The organism is Acidimicrobiia bacterium, assembly GCA_041676705.1.
Classification (GTDB): domain Bacteria; phylum Actinomycetota; class Acidimicrobiia; order Acidimicrobiales; family SKKL01; genus Actinomarinicola.
On sequence record JBAYRL010000003.1, the window covers coordinates 217,260 to 239,873 of the forward strand.

A 22,614-nucleotide genomic window follows, 5' to 3' on the forward strand; every position below is an offset into this window, starting at 1 on the left:
TACTTACCGAAGACGAGATGAGTGGTACTTACCGAAGACAAAGCGTGAGCTAGGCGGTGGGTTAACGGCGTTTGGCGATAGCGACACCAGCTGCCAAGCCACCTGCTAAGCCGACCACAATGAAGCCCACAAGAAACGGACTAATGCCGCCACCCGAACCGCTGTCGTCAATCGCGGCGGAGATTAATGCAACCTCTTCTGCTTCAGCGGTTTCGCTTTCGGCTTCGGTGGTAGTCGTAGTTTCAGGCTCTTCTGACTCGTCAGACACGCCGTCATCCTCGGTAGTTTCGTCACCAGCGCCACTTTCGCCTTGGTTTTCGGCCTCGTTGTCGGTGCCAGAGGCCGCATTAGCTTCGGGCGGAACCGGTTCGCTAGGTGTGGGCACATTAGCTTCGGTTGGCGGAACCGATGGCTGCGTGGGCTGACTCGGCGGAGGCGGTGGCGCGGGCGGTTCTGCGGTACGGAATGAGATTAAGGAGAACACGTCGGAAGAACGATCATCGGCGTGGCCCGAAACAGCACTGGTCTTGACCGCGCACGGAACCGCAAAACAGTCGGTAGCCCCAAACCGGCTGGTTACTTTGACTCCGCTTCGCGAAAAGTTGCCCGCTCCATCAGTCGTCACCTTTTGGAGGCCCACTGAGTTACAGGTGTGATCATCGCCCGAGGTGGAACGACATTGCATCACAAATAGCTGGCTATTGGGTTCAAATCCCGATCCGTTAACTGTGACAAAGTCGCCATCGGGGTTAAGGCCTTGGTTGGGACTGACAGAAATTGACGGTGCGGCACTGGCTGGAGCCGCGAATACCAGGGCCAAAAGACTAAACACCACGGCAAGCATGCCAAGCGCGGCTGCTCGAGTTACGCCCTGACTACGGTCTCTAGCACAGTGCGGCCCGGCAAGCTGAGCAGCCCGATTACTCAAGGAGCTGGTGGTGCTCTCAGTGGTTATCAGGTCTTTTGGGCTAAAAAACACCATCTTTAGGCTCTTGCTCTCCATATTGTCGTGTAGCGCATGAAGGATTATTAATCATAGACTGGAACTTATTCCAATCATCGGCCATTATTTATAAATGTAACGACATTGAGTAGCCATTAGTTCGACAGGTTGTCAGGCATCATTGACAGCTTGTCAATATATAATGACAGGTTGTCGTAATAAACAATATTAAATCAATTATAATATGCCTAGAAGCACAACCACACGCACTCAACTGCTCGTCATCTTGAATAGAGCTACAAACCAGTCGACCAAGATGGACGTCGGTTCGCCCAAATGACATCATTCTTCGTCCGTCGTGCACTAATGCTGGCCGCCACCATCTGGTTAGCGGTGACGGTGCTGTTCGTGCTGCTGCACGTTTCCCCCGCTAGCCCGCTCAATAACCTTCCACCGCAGATCGTGGCCGACCCGGCCGCCAAAGCCGCCATCATGGCCGAGAAGGGTTTGGACCGTCCGCTACCGGTGCAATACCTAAGCTATTGGGGTGGACTATTGACCGGAGACTTAGGGAAATCTCTATACGACGGTTCTTCCGTGGCGGGAATGATCGCCACCTCGGCACCAGTTTCACTAGAACTTGGCGGCATCGCCACTCTGTTGGCCGTTGGTGCCGGTGGCGCTGTTGGCATTGCTTCGGCCCGAGCTCAGGGTAAACGTGGTGATGCACTGGCACGATTTAGCACGGTGCTGGCCATTTCGGTCCCCTCTTATTGGTTGGCGGTCATCAGCTTGGTAGTTGTCGGTAACCGTTACCCCAACTTGCTGCCCTCGGCGGGTGGTTTTCGCAGCTTGGGGGCCGACCCTGCGGCCAACCTTAGATCCCTAATTCTGCCATCAGTCATCCTTAGCCTAAGTGGTTTCGCCATGGTGGCTAGGGCGTTACGTTCCGCCTTGATAGAAGCTTACGAAAGCGATGAAGTTCGCTTTGCGAGGGCCATGGGCATGAGCGAAAGTCACATTCTCTGGCGAATTGCCATGAAAAGCGCTGCTCCGGCGACCATTACCGTGGTTGGATTGGTTGCTGGCATCATGCTCTCGGGAACCGTGCTGATTGAAAACGTGTTCCAACTCCCTGGGATGGGTCAATTGATGGTGATGGGCTTTGGCCTGAATGACTACGATCTCGCTCTTGGTACTGCCATAGTGACCGCCATCATTTTCCTGTCGCTGAACTTGGCGGTAGACATTGCACTCCACTTTTTGGACCCACGTTTGCGTCAACGGATTGGTGAAAAAAGGCCGCGTAAATCTCACCCAGCACCGGTCACGGCATGAATATCTCGAGAACGACTTATAGTGCGCTAGCCCGTAAGAAACGAGGCACGAGCCGAGCGGCTACCTGGTTAGGTGTGGTGCTGCTTGGAGCCTTTGTTCTGTTGGCCCTAATCGGGCTGTTACATCCAAGTGACCCTAATAGCCTTAGCGCCTTGGGTGCCGAGGCACCCTCGTGGAAGTACCCGTTTGGTACCGATCTACTTGGACGTGACCTCTTTGTGCGTGTGAGTGCCGGAGCATGGATGTCGCTGCTTGTGAGCGTAGGTTCAGTGCTATTCGGCCTGGCTTTTGCCGTCCCGATTGGGGTGTACACAGCTTGGCGTCACGAGCGCTGGCCTGACCAGATTTTGATGCGCGTGGTAGAGATGACGCAGATCGTGCCGCAATTCATCTTGGCCATCATCGTGCTCGGCATCGTGGCCACAGGAGATGTCGCGTTTTTTGGAGTGAAAATATCCATGACGACTCGACTGATATTTTGCATCGGTCTGGGTTTTATCCCGTTCTTTACCAGGGTCACCCGTTCGGCCGCTCTAGTCGAGATTGAAAAGGAATACGTAGAAAGCTTGCGTTTAATTGGGGTGCCCAATCGAGAAGTTCTGCTTCGTGAGGTGCTACCAAACATCGCACCGGTGATCGCAATTCAAGCTCTGTTGGCCTTCGCAATCGCCGTATTTGCCGAAGGTGGGCTCTCGTATCTGGGGCTTGGCGTACCACCGCCCGAGCCAACCCTAGGTAACCTGATCAGCGAAGCTGGCAGCCAATTGGTAGATGGTGCCTGGTGGTATGCCCTCATACCAGGGGCAGTTTTGGTGGCCGGAATTACCGGTGGCAATCTTTTGGCCGACAACCTCACCTCACGCGGCACTCAAGCCAGCCTTGTAGACAACCCAACCGACCCCCTTATCTCGAATTACACCTCAACCGAAGCAGCCCTTAACCAAGATGAAAAGCTTCCCCTCTAAACCAAAGAGTGCCGCTGCTGTGGATAACGGTGTTACGGCCGCGTATCAAGGCCCCCAAAACATGCACAACAGCCTGGCAGAAACGTCTATGTCGGCGTCTATGGCCGCGGCACGCATGTCGCGTCGGCGTTTTCTTGGCTTGGGCGTTGGTGCCCTCGGTGCCGCTGTTGCCAGTTCGGCCGTGTTGGCAGCTTGCAGCAGTAATAGCAGTTCTAACGCCGTAGTCAGTCGACACGAAGATGGCATTTTGCGCATCGGTGTTGCCGGATCGCCCTCGAGTCTCAACCCCTTAGATTCAGGCTCTGAACAAACCAGGTGGCTGGCCGAACCCATCATCGAAACGCTCTACACCTACGATGAAAACCTGAATTCGGTACCTCTCTTGGCTTCCGCCGAACCGACTATCAGCGACGACCTTTTGACCTGGACCATTCCCCTACGCAGCGACATCACCTTCCACAATGGTGACTTGCTCACGGCCGATGACGTGATTGCCACCCTGGATCACATGCTGAACCTCGGTTCAGGTAGTGAATGGATCACGTATTTGCTCGAATACGTACAGCGCTTCGATAAAGTCGACGAGCACACCGTGTCGATCGGGCTGGCCAAACCCTACGGATTGCTACGCTCTCATCTCACCAACCTTCCGATCAGCCACCGCGATTTCGTAGATCGAAAAGACACAATGATGGGTACTGGCCCTTACCAACTCGACCGTTATTCCCATGGCCAAACAGTTTCCATGTCGCTCTATAACGGATACCACGGCCCAAAACCAGCCTTCAAAGGCATCGAATTTACAGTTTTCACCGACGGTGCCACTCGGGTTGTCAGCCTTCGTCAAGGAAAAATCGACCTCATAACTTCGGTGCCGTATCAGAACTTGTCGGCTATTGAGAACCACGACGACCTTGAGTTGATCATGGCAGAATCACCACTCGATATTCTGACCTACGTCAACCTCTTTGAAGAGCCATTTAGCGATCGAAATTTTCGAATGGCAATTGCCCACGCCATGGACCGCAAAGGTGTGAAAGACCGCGTTTTTGGTGGCCACGCCACTATCGGCCAAGGCCCGATAGGTCCCGCAGAACTCGGTTGGGACCCTGACTTAAAAGTTTTTGACGAGGAACGCGACCTCGATTTAGCTCGGCAATATCTAGAGCAAGCAACCACCAACGTTCGAAAATTCACCATCACTCTTGGCACCACCCAAACCGCCAAAGAAATCGCTTCGGTCTTAGCGGCTGGCTGGGCCGAAATTGGCATCTCCGTTGACTTGCGTCCGTTAGCGGGTGGCCCATGGTCTTCGGCGTGGCTCGCCAATGATTACCAAATGCTTATGAACCTGTTCCAAAGTGGTTTCACGAGCGGTCCGGCGAATTACATGACCCTTACTCCAGCCCATTCCAGAAACCTGTTGTCGTGTGGCTATGAAGATTCGGAAGTGGACGCTTGGATGGACTCGGTGTGGGAAACTGCCGACGAAGACGAACGAGTGGATGCTCTCAGTAAAATTACGCGTCGGCTCGCAGAAGAAGCGATCATTTTCCCACCGGCATATCCCAAGCTCGCAATGGCCCAACGTAAGGAACTCGCACCGATTGACACCAACGGTCTTCGCATTAGCCGGATCAATCCCCAGCTTCTGAGCTTCCGCGACCACTAAAGCGGAATAGGTTCGACAGAATTGGGAACGATGGCGAATGCGCTCTTGGTGGTTGACGATCTCCGAATCACCTACCAAGGTTCAAAGACCAAAACGGAGGCTGTTCGAGGAGTAAGTTTCAATATCGCGCCCGGCGAGGTGTTGGGGTTAGTGGGCGCCTCGGGTTCGGGCAAGAGCAGTCTGGTGAATGCGATCTTGGGCCTGCACCGGTTGGATACCCGAGTGGATGCACAAGCGTTGACCTTTGAAGGACATGACCTTTTGCGGGCCGACACGGCAACGTGGTCCACGCTACGCGGCCGTCGCTTGGGCCTAATTCCGCAGCACCCAATGACTTCGTTGGCCGCTACTACCTCGGTGGGACGCCAGTTTGATTGGTATCTAGGTGATAATGCCATTGCGCGCTATGCCGATGATTTGGTGGCCATTGGCTTAGACGAGGTCGTGGAACGCCCAAACGACTTGCCATCTAAATTCTCGGGCGGACAACTACAGCGCCTGGTGATTGCCATTGCCACTTTCGGGGCCTCACCATCGCTGTTGTTGGCCGATGAACCTACCAGCACGTTGGATACCACCGTGCAGCAGGCGGTGCTTCAAGTTCTGGAAGAGCAACGCCAGCGATTAGGCATCGCCATGCTTTACATATCGCATGATTTGGCCGTTGTTTCTCAGGTGTGCGACCGGGTAGGCGTCATGAAAGACGGGCAGCTGATCGAAATTGGCACCGTGGCCGACATTTTCAACTCTCCGCAACACGCGTACACCAAGGCCTTGGTGAGCTCGATTTCACAAATGGCCCTAGCTCCACGCAGCAAAGCCACAACATTCGAGAATCGCTCAGAAGCGACCAACTCACCAGCCTCAGCACCAGTGAACATGAGCCCGCCAAGCGCGACCAAAGCCGCAGTGCCCCTATTATCGGTGTGCGACGTTACGCACCAGTATTCAACGGCACGCAGCAAGGCTGAAACCTTAAGTCTGCAAAACGCCAGCCTCGAACTAAAAGCCGGAGAAATCGTGGCTCTGGTGGGCCAAAGCGGTTCCGGAAAAACTACCTTGGCAAGAATTATTGCCGGTGCCCAAATGGCCAGCTCTGGCGAGGTTTGGTTCAAAGGGGAAGAGCTTAGCTTTAACCGACCAGCATCATTACGACGCCAAATTCAACTGGTCAGCCAGAACCAACGTGCGGCCCTGAATGCGCATCGCAGCGTGAAACATGCTCTGCTCCAGGCCTTACGGGTGCACAACATTGGTAAGAACCATGCCGACCAACTGCAAATCGCCACCGAAATGCTAGAGCGAGTCGGTCTCACAGCAGGCTATTTAGACCGCAAACCCACCCAGCTGAGTGGCGGTGAACTTGCCCGTACCGTTTTGGCCAGAGCCTTACTGCTATCACCAGAACTGCTGATTTTGGATGAACCGACCGCTAGCTTAGACGGCCCGGTCAAGCTTCTAATTCTACGACTTTTGAAAAAGCTACAGAGCGAGATGGGCCTCACTGTTCTAATCATTACCCACGAGCTGACCGTGGCACGCAAACTTAGTGAGCGGGTGGTGGTCATGAATTCAGGGCAGATTGTTGAAACCGGTGCCACCGCCACCGTCTTTACGAAACCCACGGCTGAATATACGCGGGCCTTGATTGAAAGCGAACCAAAAGATCCACGCTTGGTCTAGTTTTGGGCCTGACCCATCTAGAGATCGCACCAATCAGCTACGCATAAGCTCGCCGAAGCACACCGGCCTACGCGAAGCACGCAACTATTGGAGGTTTAGGCATGATCGAACGCCAAGTAGAAATCACAACACCCGAAGGTGAAATGACCACCTTCATTCATCACCCCGAACACGACGGACCGCATCCCGTTGTTCTATATCTCATGGACGCGCCTAGCATTCGTCCGGCCCTTCATGACATGGCATCGCGCCTAGCCAGCGCTGGATACTACGTGATGATGCCCTACCTTTACTATCGCGGCGGGCCCTTTCGCGAGTTCACTCAAAGTGACGAAGACATGCACGCTAGAAGCGAGCTGATGAACAGCGTGACTCCCACCAATATCATTGGTGATGCTGAGGCAATGTTGGCCTTTGCCGATAGCGATGCGGCCGCCGCCAAGGGCAAGGTAGGAGCCGTGGGTTTCTGCATGAGCGGAGGTCTAGTGATTTCGCTGGCGCGAGCCCTGCCGGAGCGAGTAAATGCGGTCGCTTCGATCCACGGAGCCTGGTTGGTACGCGATACCGACGATTCACCGCACTTGGGCTTAAACCCGGTGCAAGCCGAGGTGCACTTCGCGTGGTGCGACAACGACACCACAGCACCAAAAGAAGACATACCCATCATGGAAGAGGCCCTGGCAGCGGCCAATGTTACCTACACTCTTGATTTCATGACCGAGGCCTTACACGGATTTGCTCCGGCCGGTCCACGGTACGATCGGTATGCTTCTGAGTTGCACTGGGAGCGGGTGCACTCGCTTTTTAGGCGAAATCTCTAACCATAAAACAGAGTTGGGGCACTGCTGATTTAGCAGCGCCCCAACCATTTTTAGTGTTGTTTAGTGCGTTTGCACGTGTCGCTGGCTTAGTCGGCCCAGCCTTTCACCTTTTCAAGTACCGTTAACGGATCTTCCCCACCGACTGGCATGACAGACAACGCCGTTACACCTGAGTCTTTATAGGCCTGAACTTGGTCACGAACGAAACCTTCGTCACCAAAGAGTGACACTGCTTTCAAAAAGTCGTCGGGTATTGCTGCTGCGGCTTCATCTTTCTTACCATCCAGGTACAGGTCTTGAATTTCCTTGGCTTCGGCTTCGTAACCGTAACGACTGAAGAGGTCGTTGTAGAAGTTGCGGCCCCGGGCGCCCATGCCACCAACGTAGAGTGCCACCATTGGTCGGCTAGCGTCGCGCACCATCTTTGCGGTTGCTTCGTCACCAAAACCAATCGCACCACCAGCCACAATTTGAAGTTCGCCAAGGCTTGCATCACGCTTGGCCTTACCTTCATCCAAATTTTCACCCCAGACGTCAGCGGCCTTATGTGGGTTGTAGAAAATTGGAAGCCAACCGTTGGCAAGCTCGGCAGCCATGGCGACGTTCTTAGGGCCAAGTGCCGCTACATAAATAGGAATATCCGAGCGTTGAGGATGCGTGATCAGCTTCAAAGCCTTGCCTAGGCCGGTGCCTTGGCCTTCGGGCAGCGGAATTTGGTAGGCCTTGCCCTGATGCTCAACACGTTCACGGCGCCAAACCTGCCGACAAATTTCGATGATTTCACGGGTGCGCTGCAACGGGCGATCGTAAGGCACGCCGTGGAAGCCTTCGATCACTTGGGGCCCTGAGGCACCAATACCCAACACTGCACGACCGCCCGAAATTTCATCCAAACCGGCCGCTGTCATGGCTAACAGCGTTGGGGTGCGGGTGTACAGCGGCAAAATACCGGAGGCTATTTCAATAGTTTCGGTCTTGGCAGCGATGTAGCCCATGAGGGTGACAGCGTCGTTCCCGTAGGCTTCGGCCACCCACACCATATCGACGCCGGCTTTTTCAAAGGCTTGTACCTGCTCTACGCCTTTAAGGAATCCTCCGGCGTACGACAGCGACATGCTCAGCTTCATTTAGATTTACCTCTCTGGGTGCACTGCTTATTAAGCAGCGTAATATTCGGAACGAAGCTCGCGCTTCAGAAACTTACCGTTGGCATTGACCGGCAAGGGTTCGGTTCGAACAGTAATGGCCTCGGGCACTTTATGACGAGCAATACGCTCCGCGACAAAGGCCTTCAGCTCTTCAACGTCGATTGTGGCGCCTGGGGTGGGTACCACTACCGCTGCTACTGCTTCACCAAGACGTTCATCAGGAATTCCAAAGACAGCAACTTCAGCTACATCTTCATGCTCGTAAATCGCTGCTTCGACCTCCGAGCTGAAAATGTTCTCGCCGCCGCGTAACACCATGTCTTTGGCCCGGTCCACAATGTACACGAAACCGTCTTCATCGATGCGGGCAACATCGCCGGTATCGAACCAACCATCCACGATGGCTTCATCAGTGGCTTCAGGCTGGTTGAAATAGCCTTTAATAACCACCGGCCCACGAACCCACAAGCGGCCCACAGTATTAGGGTCCTTCGGCAAGTCTTCGCCCAAGTCATCTACCAACTTGGCGTCGAGTGTGGGCACTACCGGACCGCAAGAAGCAGGTTTGGCGGTATAACTACCCGAAGCGTTTGCGGTCACGATTCCGCTAGTTTCGGTTAGGCCATAACCGGTCGTGGCGGCACCTTCACTTAATGACGAACCGATTTTGTCGACTAGATCTGGGGGCACCGGCGCGCCACCACCCGACATGCCTATGAGCGATGAGGTGTCACGCTTCGACCAGTCGGGGTGGGTTAGCACCTCGCGGCTCATGGTCGGCACGCCTGATATGTTGGTCACCCTTTCTCGCTCAATTAGCTCGAGCGCGCGACCGGCATCCCAGCGGTACATAAGCACAACCGTTGCTCCAGCCACCGTGACCGGATGAAGCAAACAATTGAGGGCCGTTACGTGAAAGAGCGGTGTAGGTGCCAGATATACAGGGCTTTCGGCTTCTGGCATGGCCACTGTGCTTTCGCCATTGCTGGAAGCGGCAATCTTGGCATCGGCTGCACCAGCCACACTGGTCATAAAGATCAAGTTCATCAGGTTGGTAATTGAACCGACGTGGGTGATCTGGGCACCTTTTGGCTGGCCAGTCGTTCCAGAGGTGAAGAAAATGGTGGCGTCGTCTTCGGGGTTGATATTGGCCTCGGGCAAGGTATCTGGGGCGTCGCCTTCGACAATCGAGCTCCAACGGATTACGCCCTCGGGCCATTCACCACTTAGTCGGGTGGCAATCACTTCTAATGGGTGATCGGCTCGCAAAGAATCCAGCACTGGCAATAGCCGATCAAGACGTTCCCCGTCTACCACAATGATGCTCGGATGCGTTTCACGAAGGGCATATTCCATTTCGCCGGTGATCCACCAAGCGTTCATGCCAACCACGGTGGCACCCAAGGAAATTACCGCCCAATAAGTCACTACCCATTCCGGGTAGTTCCGCATTGATAGGCCAACCCTGTCGCCTTCGGCAATGCCGTGTTTGGTAGAGAGATAGTTGGCAAGCGCTCGCACCTGACGGTGAATTTCCCCATAGGTGTAATGCTCGTCTTCGTAGACGATATAGGTTTTGTCGCCATAGCCCGCTGAGCCTTCCCAGACCGCTCGAAGATTAGGTGGGGCAGCTGGGAAAACCCGTGCCGGGCGCCCCAAAATAGTTGTTTCCTCCATGGCAAATGGTGCGCCAGGCGCAATCAACTCTTGCCAAGACTCTAGAAACGCTTGAACCGGTTTCAGCGTGTCACTCATAATGGGCCTCCAATAAAATCCGATAGAAATAGCGCACACATGGCCTGAAAAGTATGTGTCTTAAGGGCTAACCCTACTAGAGCTCGATCCCTTGAGAAGCCGAATTGGCACAACGTCAACGAAAGATCCGCGCTGCCTCTGTGTAAAGAACTCTTAACAGTTGCGTTGTGGCACTGCGTACAGCATCGGTATAGTCGAGTTGTGCTTGAAGTCGTGCAACTCACCAAGTCTTTCGGCGGGAGAGATAACGAGACGGCGGTGGTCGCGCTAAACACTGTCGACTTCAATGTTGCCAGCGGCGAATTCGTAGCCGTTTTAGGCCCTTCTGGCTGTGGAAAAACCACTTTGCTGCGTTCCATCGCAGGTTTCGAAACCCCTGACTCTGGTTTCATCAGCGTGGATGGCGAAACCGTCTTTGCTCCAGGTCGCCGATCAGTACCAGCACACGAGCGCGGTATCGGTTTTGTGCCCCAAGACGGTGCTCTCTTTCCACATCTCTCGGTAGCCCAGAATGTTGGTTTCGGGCTTCGTCACATGAACAGCTCGAAACGACGTCAACGGGTTCAAGAAACGCTCGACCTGGTCGGATTGGGAAATCTTGGAAAGCGCCGTCCACATGAATTGTCCGGTGGCCAACAGCAGCGAATCGCATTGGCCCGGGCGATAGCTCCCGGACCTCGAGTGGTTCTTTTAGACGAACCATTCTCCGCGTTAGATGAATACCTACGAGAAACGCTTCGCAACGAGGTCCGCCAGTTGTTGCGAAAGCTAGGCAGTACGGTTGTGTTGGTCACACACGACCAGGAAGAAGCTTTGGCGCTCGGTGATCGAGTGGCGGTCATGCGGGCCGGAGAAATGGTTCAGGTAGGTCCGCCCGATGAGACCTACTATCAGCCAAACGACCTAGAGCTGGCCCGGTTCATGGGCGAAACCGTAATAGTCGATGGCCACGTCAAGGCGACCGAACCAAAAGGTGGGCCCAACGTTTCGTGTGCTTTTGGCAATCTTCCGGTTTCGGTATGGCACGGCAGAACGGGCCGCTGCGACGTATTGATTCGGCCTGAGAACATTAGGGTATCGCTGCTTAGCAGCATTGAAAATAACTATGCTGCGGAGAACCAGTCTGGCGTCATCGGCACCATTAGAGACCGAACGTTTTATGGGCACGATAGTTTGCTTTGCGTGGATGTACCCGAGTTGTCGCGCACGGTGCCGGTGCGCATCATCGGTGATCGTAACTACGCCATCGGCGACCAGGTACTTCTAGAAGTTGAAAACCCGGTATGTACCTACGCCACCTAAGGCCGGATTGACCGGAACGATAGGCACACCGCTACCTTAAATCGCGGCTAACTTTCGTTCATTTTGTCATATATTCGCAACCGAAAGGACCCCCCTGTGTTCCGAAACCGCTTCCGGTCGAGCTTTGCCATTGCGCTGGCCGTTTTGTTATTGGCGATGGTGAGCGCGTGTTCTTCTGATGATTCATCGGATAACAACGCGGCATCTTCGACCACAGAATCAACTGAGAGCAGCGACGATTCATCTCCACCTTCAAGTGACGAGACTCCGCAAAGTGATGTCTTGCTCACTGTTTACACTGACCAACACCTCAGCCTTATCGAGACTCTAACCGCTGCCTACACTGAAGAAACAGGCGTAAAATTCAATATTCAGCCCGACGCTAACTTCGGACAGATTGAAGCGGAAGGTTCGGCCTCACCAGCCGATATTTTTCTTTCCGAAGACCCCGGGCCGGTGGCGCAACTCGCCAAAGCCGACCTGTTGGTTGAGCTCGATTCAGCCATAGTTGACCAGGTGCAGCCGGGGTTATCAGATCCCAACAACCTGTGGGTCGCCTACGCAGCACGAACTCGGGTGCTGTACTACAACCCCACCGTGATTGATGAAGCCGACCTGCCTGAATCGTTGATGGACCTAACCGATGAGAAATACAAAGGCAGCTTTGCCTGGGCACCTTCAGGGGCGTTCGTGGCCACGACGCAGTATCTCATTTCCACAATTGGTGAGGAAGCCACCACCGAATTCCTAGAAGGAATTAAAGCCAACGGCGTTAACGAACAAAAGAACGGCAACGTTCGCGACACTGTGGAGGCTGGCAAGCACGCTATGGGCTTGTCCAATCACTATTACTGGTGGATCAAAGCGAACGAGGTTGGTGGGCCCGATCAAATGACATCCAAAATCTACAATTTCCCGATTGAAGATCCCGGCAATCTCATTCTCTCCTCAGGTGCAGGTATTTTAGCTAGCAGTAAGAACCAGGCTGCGGCTGCGGACTTCCTCGAGTGGCTGACCAATATTGACGGTGGCCAAGTGTTCCTATCAAGTGATGACCTTGCCCTCTCAGGCGGCCAATACCCAGTGGCAGTAGGTTCCGAAAGTGCCTTGGTGGGTAGTCTGGCCGATGTGAAGTCTCCGGTTTATGATATGTCTATTTTCGCCAATCAAACAGAGGCCCAAGACCTCTTGAAGCGTTTGGGTATGTCTAGCTAACCCATGCCGCAATCCGATAGAAGGCCGTCGCTAGTGCCGATTCTTGCCATTGGCGTCGGCCTTCTATCTTTAGCGCCCTTTCTATATCTCTTCCTGGCGGGTTTTTCCTACGAATCGATCCGTAAGCTGTTCGCCTACCCCACTACCTGGCCCGATATCAGGCGGACCGTGGGGCTGGCGCTGGCCGTTTCAGCAGCGTCGGTAGCAATCGGTATCAGCGCGGCAATGCTTGTGATTCGAACCGACGTACCGTTTCGCAAGTTCCTCACGGTGCTTTTTGCTCTGCCTCTAGCTATTCCCAGCTTTGTCAGTGCTTATGCCATCTATTCAGCCAACCTCGTTTTTAACCCGCACTCCGACTTCATAACGTCATTTCTGGGTGCGGTAGCGGTATTAACCCTGTCGCTCTACCCCTACGTTTTTCTGGCTTGCGTTATAGCGGTTCGAAATCTTGACCCGGCTCAAGAAGAGGCAGCCCGAAGCTTGAGCCATCATCCGTTCCGAGTGTTTTGGAAAGTCAGCTTTCCGCAACTGCGTCCGGCGTTGGCTGGCAGCATCATGATCGTGGTTCTACATGTGCTGTCCGATTACGGCACGATGGTTCAACTGCGTCAGCGCACGCTTACCACCACCATCATGGCTGAGATGATTGACTATGGCGACTACACCTCCGCACGTTCGCTTTCGCTTCTATTGGTGGTCTTGACCTTAGGTTTTCTAGTGCTCGGACGGTTATTCTCCGGTCGCCCCATTCCCCTCAGTGTGGCCTCGCAAACCGTTAGACCACCGAACAAGATTCGCCTACAGCGCGCCCGAATTCCAGTCTTTTTGGCGGCACTTATCGTTCCTTTAGCTGGCGTCGCACCTACGTTTTATATGACGTTTCGAGGACTCAACTCACCACGCCAAGCAATTGTGGTCAACTGGTCGCAGGTATTCGCCTCGGCCGGAACAACCTTGAATTATGCGCTGTGGGCCGGTTTGGTCACTACGGCCATGGCGCTACCGGTGAGCTGGTGGCTCAATCGCAAACCATCAATGTTTTCGCATCTAACCGAGCGTTCTGTCTGGCTGGCACATTCAATACCCAACGCCGTTTTGGCCTTATCGTTGGTGTTTTTAGCAACCCGTCTAGTTCCCAGCTTCTATAAGACACCGACTCTATTGATCTTGGCCTACGTAATTATGTTTTTGCCGTTGGCGGTCTCGAACCAAGGGGTTGGCCTTCAAGCCGCTGCCCCCAAATTTGAGGAAGCAGCGGCTGCCCTTGGCAGCAATAGCTGGGAACGCTTTCGCCGTGTGTCGTTGCCGATAGCCTTTCCAGGAATCGCCACCGGTGCGCTTTTGGTTGGGTTGGATGCCAGCAAAGAGCTCACCTCTACCCTTATGTTGTTGCCATTCAACGTTCAAACCTTGGCCACTGGTTTGTGGGGTACCACCAACGGTGAATCGCTTGACTTTACCGCAGCCGCGCCTTATGCCTTGATGCTGGTCATTTTGGGTTCAATTCCTGTTTATTTCATTGCCCGACGCACTGTTCGCTACATCGACTAGCCGGAAATGAACGCCCCAAACCGATGCTCTATTGGTCGAATTGGCCCGGTTGATATAGGCCCGGTTCAGAATGCGAGGCAATGGCAGCACGGTTCCACGAGTTGATAGCAATAATGGCAAACACCAAAGCGGCATAGAGTTCATCGGAATAATGCTTGCGCGCTTCGTCTTCAACCTCGGCTGGCACGTGTGCTTCGGAGATCATTGTGATGGCTTCAGTAAGCGCCAGCGCCGCACGTTCTTCCTCGGTGTAGCAAGTTGCTTCACGCCAGGCATTTAGCATGTATAGCCGTTCTTCAGTTTCACCAGCGGCGCGGGCATCCTTGTGGTGCATATCGAGACAGAAAGCACAACCATTTATCTGGCTGGAACGCGTCTTTACCAGTTCGATAGTAGAGCTGGGGAGACCACTTTTGCGGACCGCGATTTCAATACGGGCTAGCGCCTGGCCGCCAGCAGGAAACTTCTCATGAATATTGACTGGTTCAGACATTGGGAGCCTTTTTCTCACTAGTTTTTCTACTAAACACCAGACTAACTAGCCGACTCAACTATTTGACATCCGGCCCTATAGGAATTCCATCCACGATCTGATCAAGATATTCACTCATACCGATACCAACTTGGCCATCGCAATGAAAGCGTGTCATAGCTTCGGTAATTCGAGTAGTTAGCTCATTACCCTCGGAATCTATACGGCGATTTCGCAGTGGAATCAATGAAATTACTTCTCCTGCCACGCTGTAGGCGCGGTGGTCGGTTTTGATTTCAGCTCGCATGCCGGTTTGATAGTTGTTCTCGTCCCAGTCCGATTCGATGCTGGCGTCTCTGACCAGGTGATATTCACCATTCTCAAGCACCATGCCACCGGGTTTGCCACCCACGATAGAAATCATCATGGCAAAATCTTTTGAAAACACCATCGGCATCCATCGATACCAGGAAATGGCTTGCCAATAACGTGGTCCCCACGATTTGTCACGTAGGCCTAGGCCATTGATCTCGAGCACCTCATCGCCCACCTGGATGGTACCGGTGGTAGCACAATGCTGTTCGTAGTGGGCCTTTGAGAACGAATTCTCAGAATCTTGCACAATCTCAGTGCCATCATCGTTCACAGGCCGACCACCAAACATAGGTGAAACTCCGTGAAAATCGAGTTCTACCTGGCATGCCACCCACGGGTTTTCACTAAAAGCTACGCGTGGCTCAGCCATTTGATTAGGTTCGTCAAGGAGGCACACCTTGCCGTCATAACGAACCTTTAGATGTTTGAAAGGTTCAACCACCTCAATAGATAATCCGGCAGCGTTCATCTCATCGTTATTGTGAATCTGGGGCCGCGCGTATACAAAGCCGACGCGACCACCAGGCAAATAGATGCACACCGTGACCTCGGCATAACCTTCATTGACTCTGTTGCCAATGCGAAACCAGCCGCCAACCTCATTTTTAAGGTCAAAGGCGTTCAAGTACATCGATTCGTTGTAGTTCGGAACTGGGTCGGGTTCATGCGTATATTCATCCGACGGTTCAAGCACGACTTTCACTGGCGAAGCCCCCTGTAATCTGGTGCGCCAACCTTATCGGTCGGGTGGTTTTGGTGCCACGAAGTATTACAGTTCACCCGATGCGTTCTTGGCGGCTCTTGGCCGAAACTGTGGCTATTAATAACGTTCTAATCGACGCTAGCTACGCCGATGTTTTTGTGGTTGAGCGTGTGATCGGCGAGATGCCCGGCCCCAACGATTGGGAAGCCACAATTCGCACCCCTGATCGCACTCGGTTGCGCGCCGGGCGCTACACCCTCACGGTCAACACCCCCGATGGCCACCTGCTTGAAGGATGGGCGCTACTGCGTTTTAGCGATGGTCACCAACACCTGTTTCGTGGTGATGGCGAACTTGAGGGCGTAGCAGCAACCTTGACAGAGCCGTAACCGCGCTGTTAATGCGACGGGCAAATAGCCACTGGCAAATCGACCTAGATAAGTAATGTGGTGCCAACTCCCACCTTGTTGGCACCACAAGCTTTGGCGGCCTTATCGGTTTACGACTGCCATTCGTTGCGCATCCATCCAGGCGTCGTAGCCCCCCAAGAGATCAGACACGTCTCGGGCACCCAGGGTACGCAGCAAACTTGCACCCACTGAGGAGCGATAACCACCGGCGCAAAACACGATCACTGGTTGGTTGAGATCGATTTCACCCACCCGATCACGCAGCTGCGGGAGAGGAATAGTCTTGGCATTGGCAATAGTGCCCAACGCAGTTTCCCCGGGGTTGCGAATGTCGATCATCTGGGTGCTCGTAGCAAGCCCACGTTGTCTAACCTCGTAAACCCCAAGCCTCGAGCCGCGTTCTATTAGTTCTTGGTGTTCAAGCAGATCACCCATTCCACCTTGGAGATAGCCAACTACCTGGTCGAAGCCAATGCGAGCCAAGCGAGTCTTGGCCTCAACTTCGGCACCTGGGTCGGCAATGATGATCAGCGAGGTGCCAGGTTCAATTACGCTGCCAACATATTCAGCGAATCGTCCGTCGAGACCAACGTTGATGGAACCCACAAAATGCCCGTGGGCGAAATCAATCGAATCGCGGGTATCAATGGCAATGGCTCCGTCGGCCTGGGCTGCGAGAACCTGCTCAAGTGACAGTGGCAGCGGTGCAGAGACGTCGATCAGGCTTCGTTCTGATTTATTGAGATTGGCATTGAAGCCGAAATAGCCGGGCATTGTGGGCTGCCCTTCGGTCACCACTTTCACGAACTCTTCCACGCCCATGGGCTGCACGGCGTAGTTCATTTGCCGTTGTTCACCAATAGTAGAAGTGGTTTCAGTGGAAAGATTCTTGCCACAAGCGGAACCAGCACCGTGGGCCGGATACACCCGGGTAGCATCAGGCAAAACCATCAGCTGCGAGTGCAGCGAATCATAAAGTGAGCGCGCCAGGTCGTCGGCAGTCACTCCAACCGAGGCCAATAGGTCAGGGCGGCCCACATCGCCAATGAACAAGGTGTCGCCAGTCAAGACCGAATGCGGTTCACTTTCGTTCGCGCTTTCCCAAACGACCACACTTATAGATTCGGGCGTGTGACCGGGCGTTTCACGGAATTCAAGCACCACTCCTGAATCATCCCCAAGCATGAGTCGCTCGCCGGTGCGGACCCGACGGATGGGAAAAGCCGGATTGGCTGCAGCGCCATAAATAATTTCGGCCCCGGTTGCTTCAGCCAATTCGAGGTGGCCCGAGAGAAAGTCAGCATGGAAATGGGTTTCAATGACGTAGCGAATCTCAAGGCCAGCTTCATGGGCGTCATCAAGATAGATCTGGATGTCGCGCCTGGGGTCAACCACAACGGCGACGCCAGAGCTCTCATCTGCCACCAGATAGCTGGCATGGGAAAGACAATCTAGATAGTACTGGATGAACTTCACCGGAGTTCGCCTCGCTTCAAGGTCTTCCAAGGAATCATGGAATAGCAATTATACCCGCGTGGGTATAAACGCCAACCTGTTGCATTCGTACCAGAAATTCATAAATCCCACCTATAGGCTACGTTTCACGCCATTGAAATAGCCTACGAAAAAGTACTCTAGGCAATATGGCCTAGTTATATCTAGTCGAACCCCTAATTAATCGGGTGTTTCACCGTGAGTTTGCAGCCATAAAGAAATTGTATACCCTCGAGGGTATGTGCTCACGAGTTGAATGCCGCCGATGCCACCGCCCCACATATGCCGGTTGCGGCGCCCATGTAGAACAGGTTTTAGCGGGAGTACCGCGTGACAAAAGGTGCCGATGCGCTGAAGAGCGCGCCGAGGCCAAAGCAGCCGCCAAAGCAGCTCGAGCCGCCAATGGACAAAGCTCACTACTTAGTCGAATTACCGGTTTTGCCAAGCGCTAACAGCGTTCACTCCACGTTGTCGCTTAACAACAATTATGGAAAGGAAAGAAGGATATGGACTCATTTTCGGTTGTTCTCGAGACCAACATGGCCGACGCCGAGGAAGCTATTAGGGCTTCCCTTAGCGAGCAGGGCTTTGGCGTACTCACAGAAATGGACGTTGCCGCCACCCTGAAAGCCAAAATTGACGTAGATCGACCGCCGCTGAAGATTCTTGGTGCCTGCAATCCGAACTTCGCCCACCAAGCGTTGCAACTCGATCCAACGGTAGCGCTGATGTTGCCGTGCAACGTTGTGCTCGAAGCTACTCCTGACGGTGGAACCCGTGTCAGCGCGGTCGACCCACGCCATCTAATGCCAGATGCAGCATTCGCCGAGGTGGCCGAGGGCGCAGCTGCCAAACTTGAAGCTGCGATTGCCACTCTCAGCAAATAGCTCGTGCCTGATCGACCTGCATGTTTTCAATTAACCGTATTTGAATTGAGGATCACGCTTTTCCAGAAAGGCCACCATGGCTTCTCGGTGATCCTCAGTCATGCTCGTAAGAATCTGTGTGCGGTTCTCAAGGTCGATCCCAGCCTGCAAACTACCGACCTCCAGGTTTGACCACATCACTTCTTTGGTCATCCAAACACCCATCGGCGAGTTATTACGAATCATCCGTGCCGTATCAAGCGCCGAATCCATAAGTTCAGCTTCGGGAACCACTCTGGTTACCAGGCCGATGTGGTCCGCTTCAGTGGCATCAATGATGCGACCAGTCAACAGCAATTCAAAGGCCCGACCGGCGCCGATCAAACGTGGCAGGAGCCATGAGACTCCAATGTCGCAACCAGAAAGCCCAATACGAACAAAGGCCACGTTAAACTTGGCGCTCGACGAGGCAATCCGAACATCAGATGCCAACGCCAGCGCCAAACCACCGCCAGCTGCTGGTCCGTTAACGGCAGCTATCACGGGCTGGCGCATCGAGCGAAGCCTTGGCACCAACGTGGCAATGTGTTGCTGGGTCGCCAAACCCAGGGGTGCCCGTCCTTCATCTTGGGTACCTGGGGTTTCACCGTAGCCACCGAGGTCTAAGCCAGCGCAGAACCCGCGACCGGCACCGGTGAGGATTACGGCACGAGTAGATCGTTCAACACCAATGGAGCCAAAGGCGTTGTGTAGGCCTTCCACTAGTTCGGCATCCATAGCATTCAGCCGGTCTGGTCGGTTCATCGTGACTTTTGTGATGCCGTCGTCGATTTCTTCTACCTGCACGCTGCTCATGGTTGAGAGATTCCTTTTCGTAGCACTGTTGGCACTTCGCCCATTAAGGTTGCCATAGATGGCCGGGGGGTCATCGGCCCAATTTGGGAATGTCGTTAGGGGGAACATGTATCCAGGAAATTTTGCCGAGACAAGTCCTGACCGTCCGGCAGTAATCATGGCCACATCTGGCGAAACACAGACTTATCGTGAACTTAACGAGCGTTCTAACCAAGTCGCCCAGTATTTACGTTCGGTTGGCCTTGAGCGCGGCGATCATGTGGCGCTGTTTATGGAAAACCAGATCCACTTCATGGAAATCGTGTGGGGGGCGCTACGTTCTGGCATTTATATAACTGCCATCAACAGCCATCTGACCTCAGAAGAAGTGGCATACATTGTTGAAGACTGCGAGGCCAAAGTTTTCTTCACGTCACGGGCCCTGGCCGAGGTTGCCAGTGGCATAGATTGGGGCAGTTTGTCGCGGGTCACCAATCGATTGATGTGTGACGGCAACGCCGAAGGGTTCGACTCATATGAAGACCTAATGGCGGCCCAACCCACCTCGGGCATCGCTGATGAGAGCCACGGGACCATTATGCTCTACTCATCGGGAACCACTGGTCGACCCAAAGGGGTTATTCGCCCACTGCCGGAAGGTCACCCAGCCGACGAGGACGACCCGTTGTTGAGCGCCATGGGCATGCTCTACCAGTTTGCCGATGGTATGGCATACCTTTCGCCAGCACCCATGTATCACGCTGCACCGCTGGCATTTTCTATCAACGTGCACCGTTTTGGCGGCGTGGTAGTGATCATGGAGCGGTTCGACCCCGAACAAGCGTTGCAGTTAATTGAGAAATACAAGATCACCCATAGCCAATGGGTACCAACCATGTTTATTCGCCTGTTGCGTCTGAGCGAAGAACAGCGGAATAAGTACGATCTATCGAGCCACAAAGTCGCCATTCACGCTGCTGCGCCCTGCCCGGTGCCGGTGAAGCGCGACATGATTGAGTGGTGGGGCCCGGTAATTTACGAATATTACGCTGGCACGGAAGGGAACGGTTCTACCTTCATAACCAGCGAAGACTGGCTAGAACACCCTGGTTCTGTAGGCCGACCCATGGTCGGTGAAATTCACATTCTTGACGAGGATGGTAACGAGCTTGGACCGCGTGAAGAGGGCGCTATTTACTTTGGTGGCGGCGGAGAATTCGAGTATCACAACGATCCCGCAAAAACGGCGGAATCACGGCGCTCGGGTGGTCTCAGCACCTTGGGAGACGTCGGTTACCTCGACGAAGAGGGCTACCTGTATCTAACCGATCGCAAAGCTCACATGATTATCTCTGGCGGAGTGAACATTTACCCGAGAGAAATTGAAGATGTCCTCATTCAGCATCCAGCGGTGGCCGACGTAGCAGTGTTCGGAGTGCCCAATGAAGACTTCGGTGAAGAAGTGAAAGCGGTGATTCAACTGCTTGATGGCGAAGCGGCTGAAGATGAGACGAAAACCGAACTTATGAACTTCATGCGCCAACATTTGGCCTCTTACAAAGTGCCGCGTTCGATTGATTTTCGCGATGAGCTGCCTCGTTTGCCCACCGGAAAGCTTTATAAGCGGATTCTGGTCGATGAATACAAGAAGGCCTATGAAGCCGCCCAGGGATAGCGCGCCTCAAGGGGCGTAAAACACCTGGTTAGCAGCACATCGCTAAAATCTAGACCATTTAAGCAATTTGGATGTCAGGCCGGGCACACCGGCCTGACATCAACCATTTAGCTGTCTTCAGAAACGCCTTTAGGCGCTCGCTGTTTCATGAAACCAAACATGTATCCAGCTACCCGGCGCATCTGAATCTCTTCGGCGCCTTCGGTAATTCGATATCGCCGGTGGTGCCGGTAGATATGTTCGAATGGCTTGTGCCTGGAATAGCCCAAACCACCATGTACCTGCATGGCGCGATCAGCCGCGTCGCAGCAAAGGCGATTAGCAATGTAGTTACACATTGAAACTTTGTCGGACACCGAAAACGGGCCGTATTCGTCCATTTGCCAAGCAGTTTTATGGATCAGGGCTCTTAGCATTTCCGCTTGTGTCTGTAATTCCACCAGCGGAAACTGAATGCCTTGGTTGGTTGCCAGCGGCTTGCCAAACGGTGCCCGAACTTTGGCATATTCTACGGCTTCGTTGATGCAATATTGGGCCGCGCCGAGGCTGGATGCTGCTTGGCGAATGCGGTTCTCGTTGAAGAACATTTGCACCACACCCAAACCTTTGCCTTCACCACCAAAGATATTTTCGTGCGGCACCCGAACGTTCGTGAGTGAAATGGTGGCATGGTCGGTGGGCATATTAAAGGTCCAGAGGAATTCTTCGATTTTAAAACCCGGCGCATCGGTGGGTACCAAAAAGGCAGTAATACCGGTTCCATCGCCAGCTTGGCCGCTCGTGCGAGCAAAAATTAGATCCCATTTGGCCTTATGAATACCAGTGTTCCAAGTCTTGGCACCGTTGATAATCCACTCATCACCGTCACGCACCGCATAAGTTTCCATATGGGTAGCATCCGAGCCGTGGTCAGGTTCGGTGATTCCAAAGGCAAAACCGTTCCTTCCGGCGGCCAGATCATCAATCCATTCGGCCTTTTGCTTATCGGTGCCGTGAGCGATCATCAATAGCAAACCAACGTTATTCCCCACAATGGAATGCTCGGTCTGTAGATCGTTGTGCAGCCCCAGCCCTTTGAGGGCCAGATGCTCGCGTATGACCGCCATCCCCAGGTTGGTGCCTTCTTGACCACCATATTCTTTAGGGTACGGATAACGGTAATGGCCAGCTGCGTCGGCTCGACGACGTGCTTCACCCATGAGCGCTTCCCACTCCTCACGAGGCAAACCGCCGGCTTCCCAGTTGGTTCGAGCATCCTCACGGCGGTGGTCGAAGAAGCGAATATTGTCGTCAGCTTCTTCGAGCGGTTTGATTTCAGCATCAATGAAATCGTCTAAGACCTTCAGATAATCCTGTAAATCTTGAGGTATTTCAAAGCTCATTGGTCCC

At 53.7% G+C, this 22,614-nt stretch carries 20 protein-coding genes; 12 read left to right on the plus strand and 8 right to left on the minus strand.

Features of this window, described 5'->3' with window-relative positions:
* Window positions 1-61: 61 nt before the first annotated feature.
* Window positions 62-928, minus strand: a complete 867-nt coding sequence (locus WC184_06990; GenBank protein ID MFA7477626.1) for a neocarzinostatin apoprotein domain-containing protein — start codon at window positions 926-928, stop codon at window positions 62-64.
* Window positions 929-1,279: 351 nt separating this feature from the next.
* On the opposite strand from WC184_06990, the gene WC184_06995 reads away from it, so the two are divergent.
* From WC184_06995 to WC184_07015, 5 genes are all read left to right on the plus strand, one after another.
* Window positions 1,280-2,281 carry an ABC transporter permease gene (locus WC184_06995; protein MFA7477627.1) on the plus strand — a complete coding sequence of 334 codons (1,002 nt, stop codon included), beginning with the start codon at window positions 1,280-1,282 and terminating at the stop codon, window positions 2,279-2,281.
* Window positions 2,278-3,246: an ABC transporter permease gene (locus WC184_07000; GenBank protein MFA7477628.1), complete on the plus strand. Its 969-nt coding sequence runs from the start codon at window positions 2,278-2,280 to the stop codon at window positions 3,244-3,246. Before WC184_06995 ends, WC184_07000 begins: the two co-directional genes overlap by 4 nt.
* The gene (locus WC184_07005) at window positions 3,227-4,918 is read left to right on the plus strand and encodes an ABC transporter substrate-binding protein (GenBank protein MFA7477629.1); all 1,692 of its coding nucleotides are present in this window, start codon (window positions 3,227-3,229) and stop codon (window positions 4,916-4,918) included. Before WC184_07000 ends, WC184_07005 begins: the two co-directional genes overlap by 20 nt.
* 30 nt (window positions 4,919-4,948) lie before the next feature.
* Entirely contained in the window at window positions 4,949-6,601 is a 1,653-nt protein-coding gene (locus WC184_07010; protein MFA7477630.1) for an ABC transporter ATP-binding protein, read from the plus strand.
* 101 nt (window positions 6,602-6,702) lie between these two features.
* A complete protein-coding gene (locus tag WC184_07015; protein MFA7477631.1) occupies window positions 6,703-7,422 on the plus strand; it encodes a dienelactone hydrolase family protein in 720 nt (239 codons plus the stop codon).
* Between the two features lie 86 nt (window positions 7,423-7,508).
* Here the strand turns inward: WC184_07015 and WC184_07020 are convergent, their stop codons facing one another.
* Window positions 7,509-8,549, minus strand: coding sequence for an LLM class F420-dependent oxidoreductase (locus WC184_07020; protein ID MFA7477632.1), 1,041 nt, complete (start codon window positions 8,547-8,549; stop codon window positions 7,509-7,511).
* Window positions 8,550-8,579: 30 nt separating this feature from the next.
* Entirely contained in the window at window positions 8,580-10,325 is a 1,746-nt protein-coding gene (locus WC184_07025; GenBank protein MFA7477633.1) for a class I adenylate-forming enzyme family protein, read from the minus strand.
* 201 nt (window positions 10,326-10,526) lie between these two features.
* Here WC184_07025 and WC184_07030 point away from each other — a divergent pair, with 201 nt between their 5' ends.
* The 3 genes from WC184_07030 (at window position 10,527) to WC184_07040 (ending at window position 14,396) form a co-directional block, all read left to right on the plus strand.
* Window positions 10,527-11,627, plus strand: coding sequence for an ABC transporter ATP-binding protein (locus WC184_07030; GenBank protein ID MFA7477634.1), 1,101 nt, complete (start codon window positions 10,527-10,529; stop codon window positions 11,625-11,627).
* Window positions 11,628-11,723: 96 nt separating this feature from the next.
* Window positions 11,724-12,842, plus strand: a complete 1,119-nt coding sequence (locus tag WC184_07035) for an extracellular solute-binding protein (protein ID MFA7477635.1) — start codon at window positions 11,724-11,726, stop codon at window positions 12,840-12,842.
* A gap of 33 nt (window positions 12,843-12,875) precedes the next feature.
* Entirely contained in the window at window positions 12,876-14,396 is a 1,521-nt protein-coding gene (locus tag WC184_07040; protein ID MFA7477636.1) for an iron ABC transporter permease, read from the plus strand.
* A gap of 28 nt (window positions 14,397-14,424) precedes the next feature.
* Here the strand turns inward: WC184_07040 and WC184_07045 are convergent, their stop codons facing one another.
* Entirely contained in the window at window positions 14,425-14,889 is a 465-nt protein-coding gene (locus WC184_07045; protein MFA7477637.1) for a carboxymuconolactone decarboxylase family protein, read from the minus strand.
* Window positions 14,890-14,947: 58 nt separating this feature from the next.
* Complete coding sequence (locus tag WC184_07050; protein MFA7477638.1) at window positions 14,948-15,946, minus strand: hypothetical protein; 999 nt, start codon at window positions 15,944-15,946, stop codon at window positions 14,948-14,950.
* 80 nt (window positions 15,947-16,026) lie between these two features.
* On the opposite strand from WC184_07050, the gene WC184_07055 reads away from it, so the two are divergent.
* A complete protein-coding gene (locus WC184_07055) occupies window positions 16,027-16,335 on the plus strand; it encodes a hypothetical protein (protein ID MFA7477639.1) in 309 nt (102 codons plus the stop codon).
* 102 nt (window positions 16,336-16,437) lie between these two features.
* Here WC184_07055 and WC184_07060 read toward each other — a convergent pair whose 3' ends face one another.
* The gene (locus WC184_07060) at window positions 16,438-17,832 is read right to left on the minus strand and encodes an MBL fold metallo-hydrolase (protein ID MFA7477640.1); all 1,395 of its coding nucleotides are present in this window, start codon (window positions 17,830-17,832) and stop codon (window positions 16,438-16,440) included.
* 257 nt (window positions 17,833-18,089) lie between these two features.
* Here WC184_07060 and WC184_07065 point away from each other — a divergent pair, with 257 nt between their 5' ends.
* Together WC184_07065 and WC184_07070 are read left to right on the plus strand one after the other, a co-directional pair.
* The gene (locus WC184_07065) at window positions 18,090-18,302 is read left to right on the plus strand and encodes a hypothetical protein (protein ID MFA7477641.1); all 213 of its coding nucleotides are present in this window, start codon (window positions 18,090-18,092) and stop codon (window positions 18,300-18,302) included.
* A gap of 54 nt (window positions 18,303-18,356) precedes the next feature.
* The gene (locus WC184_07070; protein ID MFA7477642.1) at window positions 18,357-18,737 is read left to right on the plus strand and encodes a DUF302 domain-containing protein; all 381 of its coding nucleotides are present in this window, start codon (window positions 18,357-18,359) and stop codon (window positions 18,735-18,737) included.
* Window positions 18,738-18,767: 30 nt separating this feature from the next.
* On the opposite strand, the gene WC184_07075 is transcribed toward WC184_07070, so the two are convergent.
* A complete protein-coding gene (locus WC184_07075; GenBank protein MFA7477643.1) occupies window positions 18,768-19,571 on the minus strand; it encodes an enoyl-CoA hydratase-related protein in 804 nt (267 codons plus the stop codon).
* A 106-nt stretch (window positions 19,572-19,677) separates the two neighbouring features.
* Here WC184_07075 and WC184_07080 point away from each other — a divergent pair, with 106 nt between their 5' ends.
* A complete protein-coding gene (locus tag WC184_07080; protein MFA7477644.1) occupies window positions 19,678-21,225 on the plus strand; it encodes an acyl-CoA synthetase in 1,548 nt (515 codons plus the stop codon).
* Between the two features lie 107 nt (window positions 21,226-21,332).
* Here WC184_07080 and WC184_07085 read toward each other — a convergent pair whose 3' ends face one another.
* Window positions 21,333-22,607, minus strand: coding sequence for an acyl-CoA dehydrogenase family protein (locus WC184_07085; GenBank protein MFA7477645.1), 1,275 nt, complete (start codon window positions 22,605-22,607; stop codon window positions 21,333-21,335).
* Window positions 22,608-22,614: the final 7 nt, after the last annotated feature.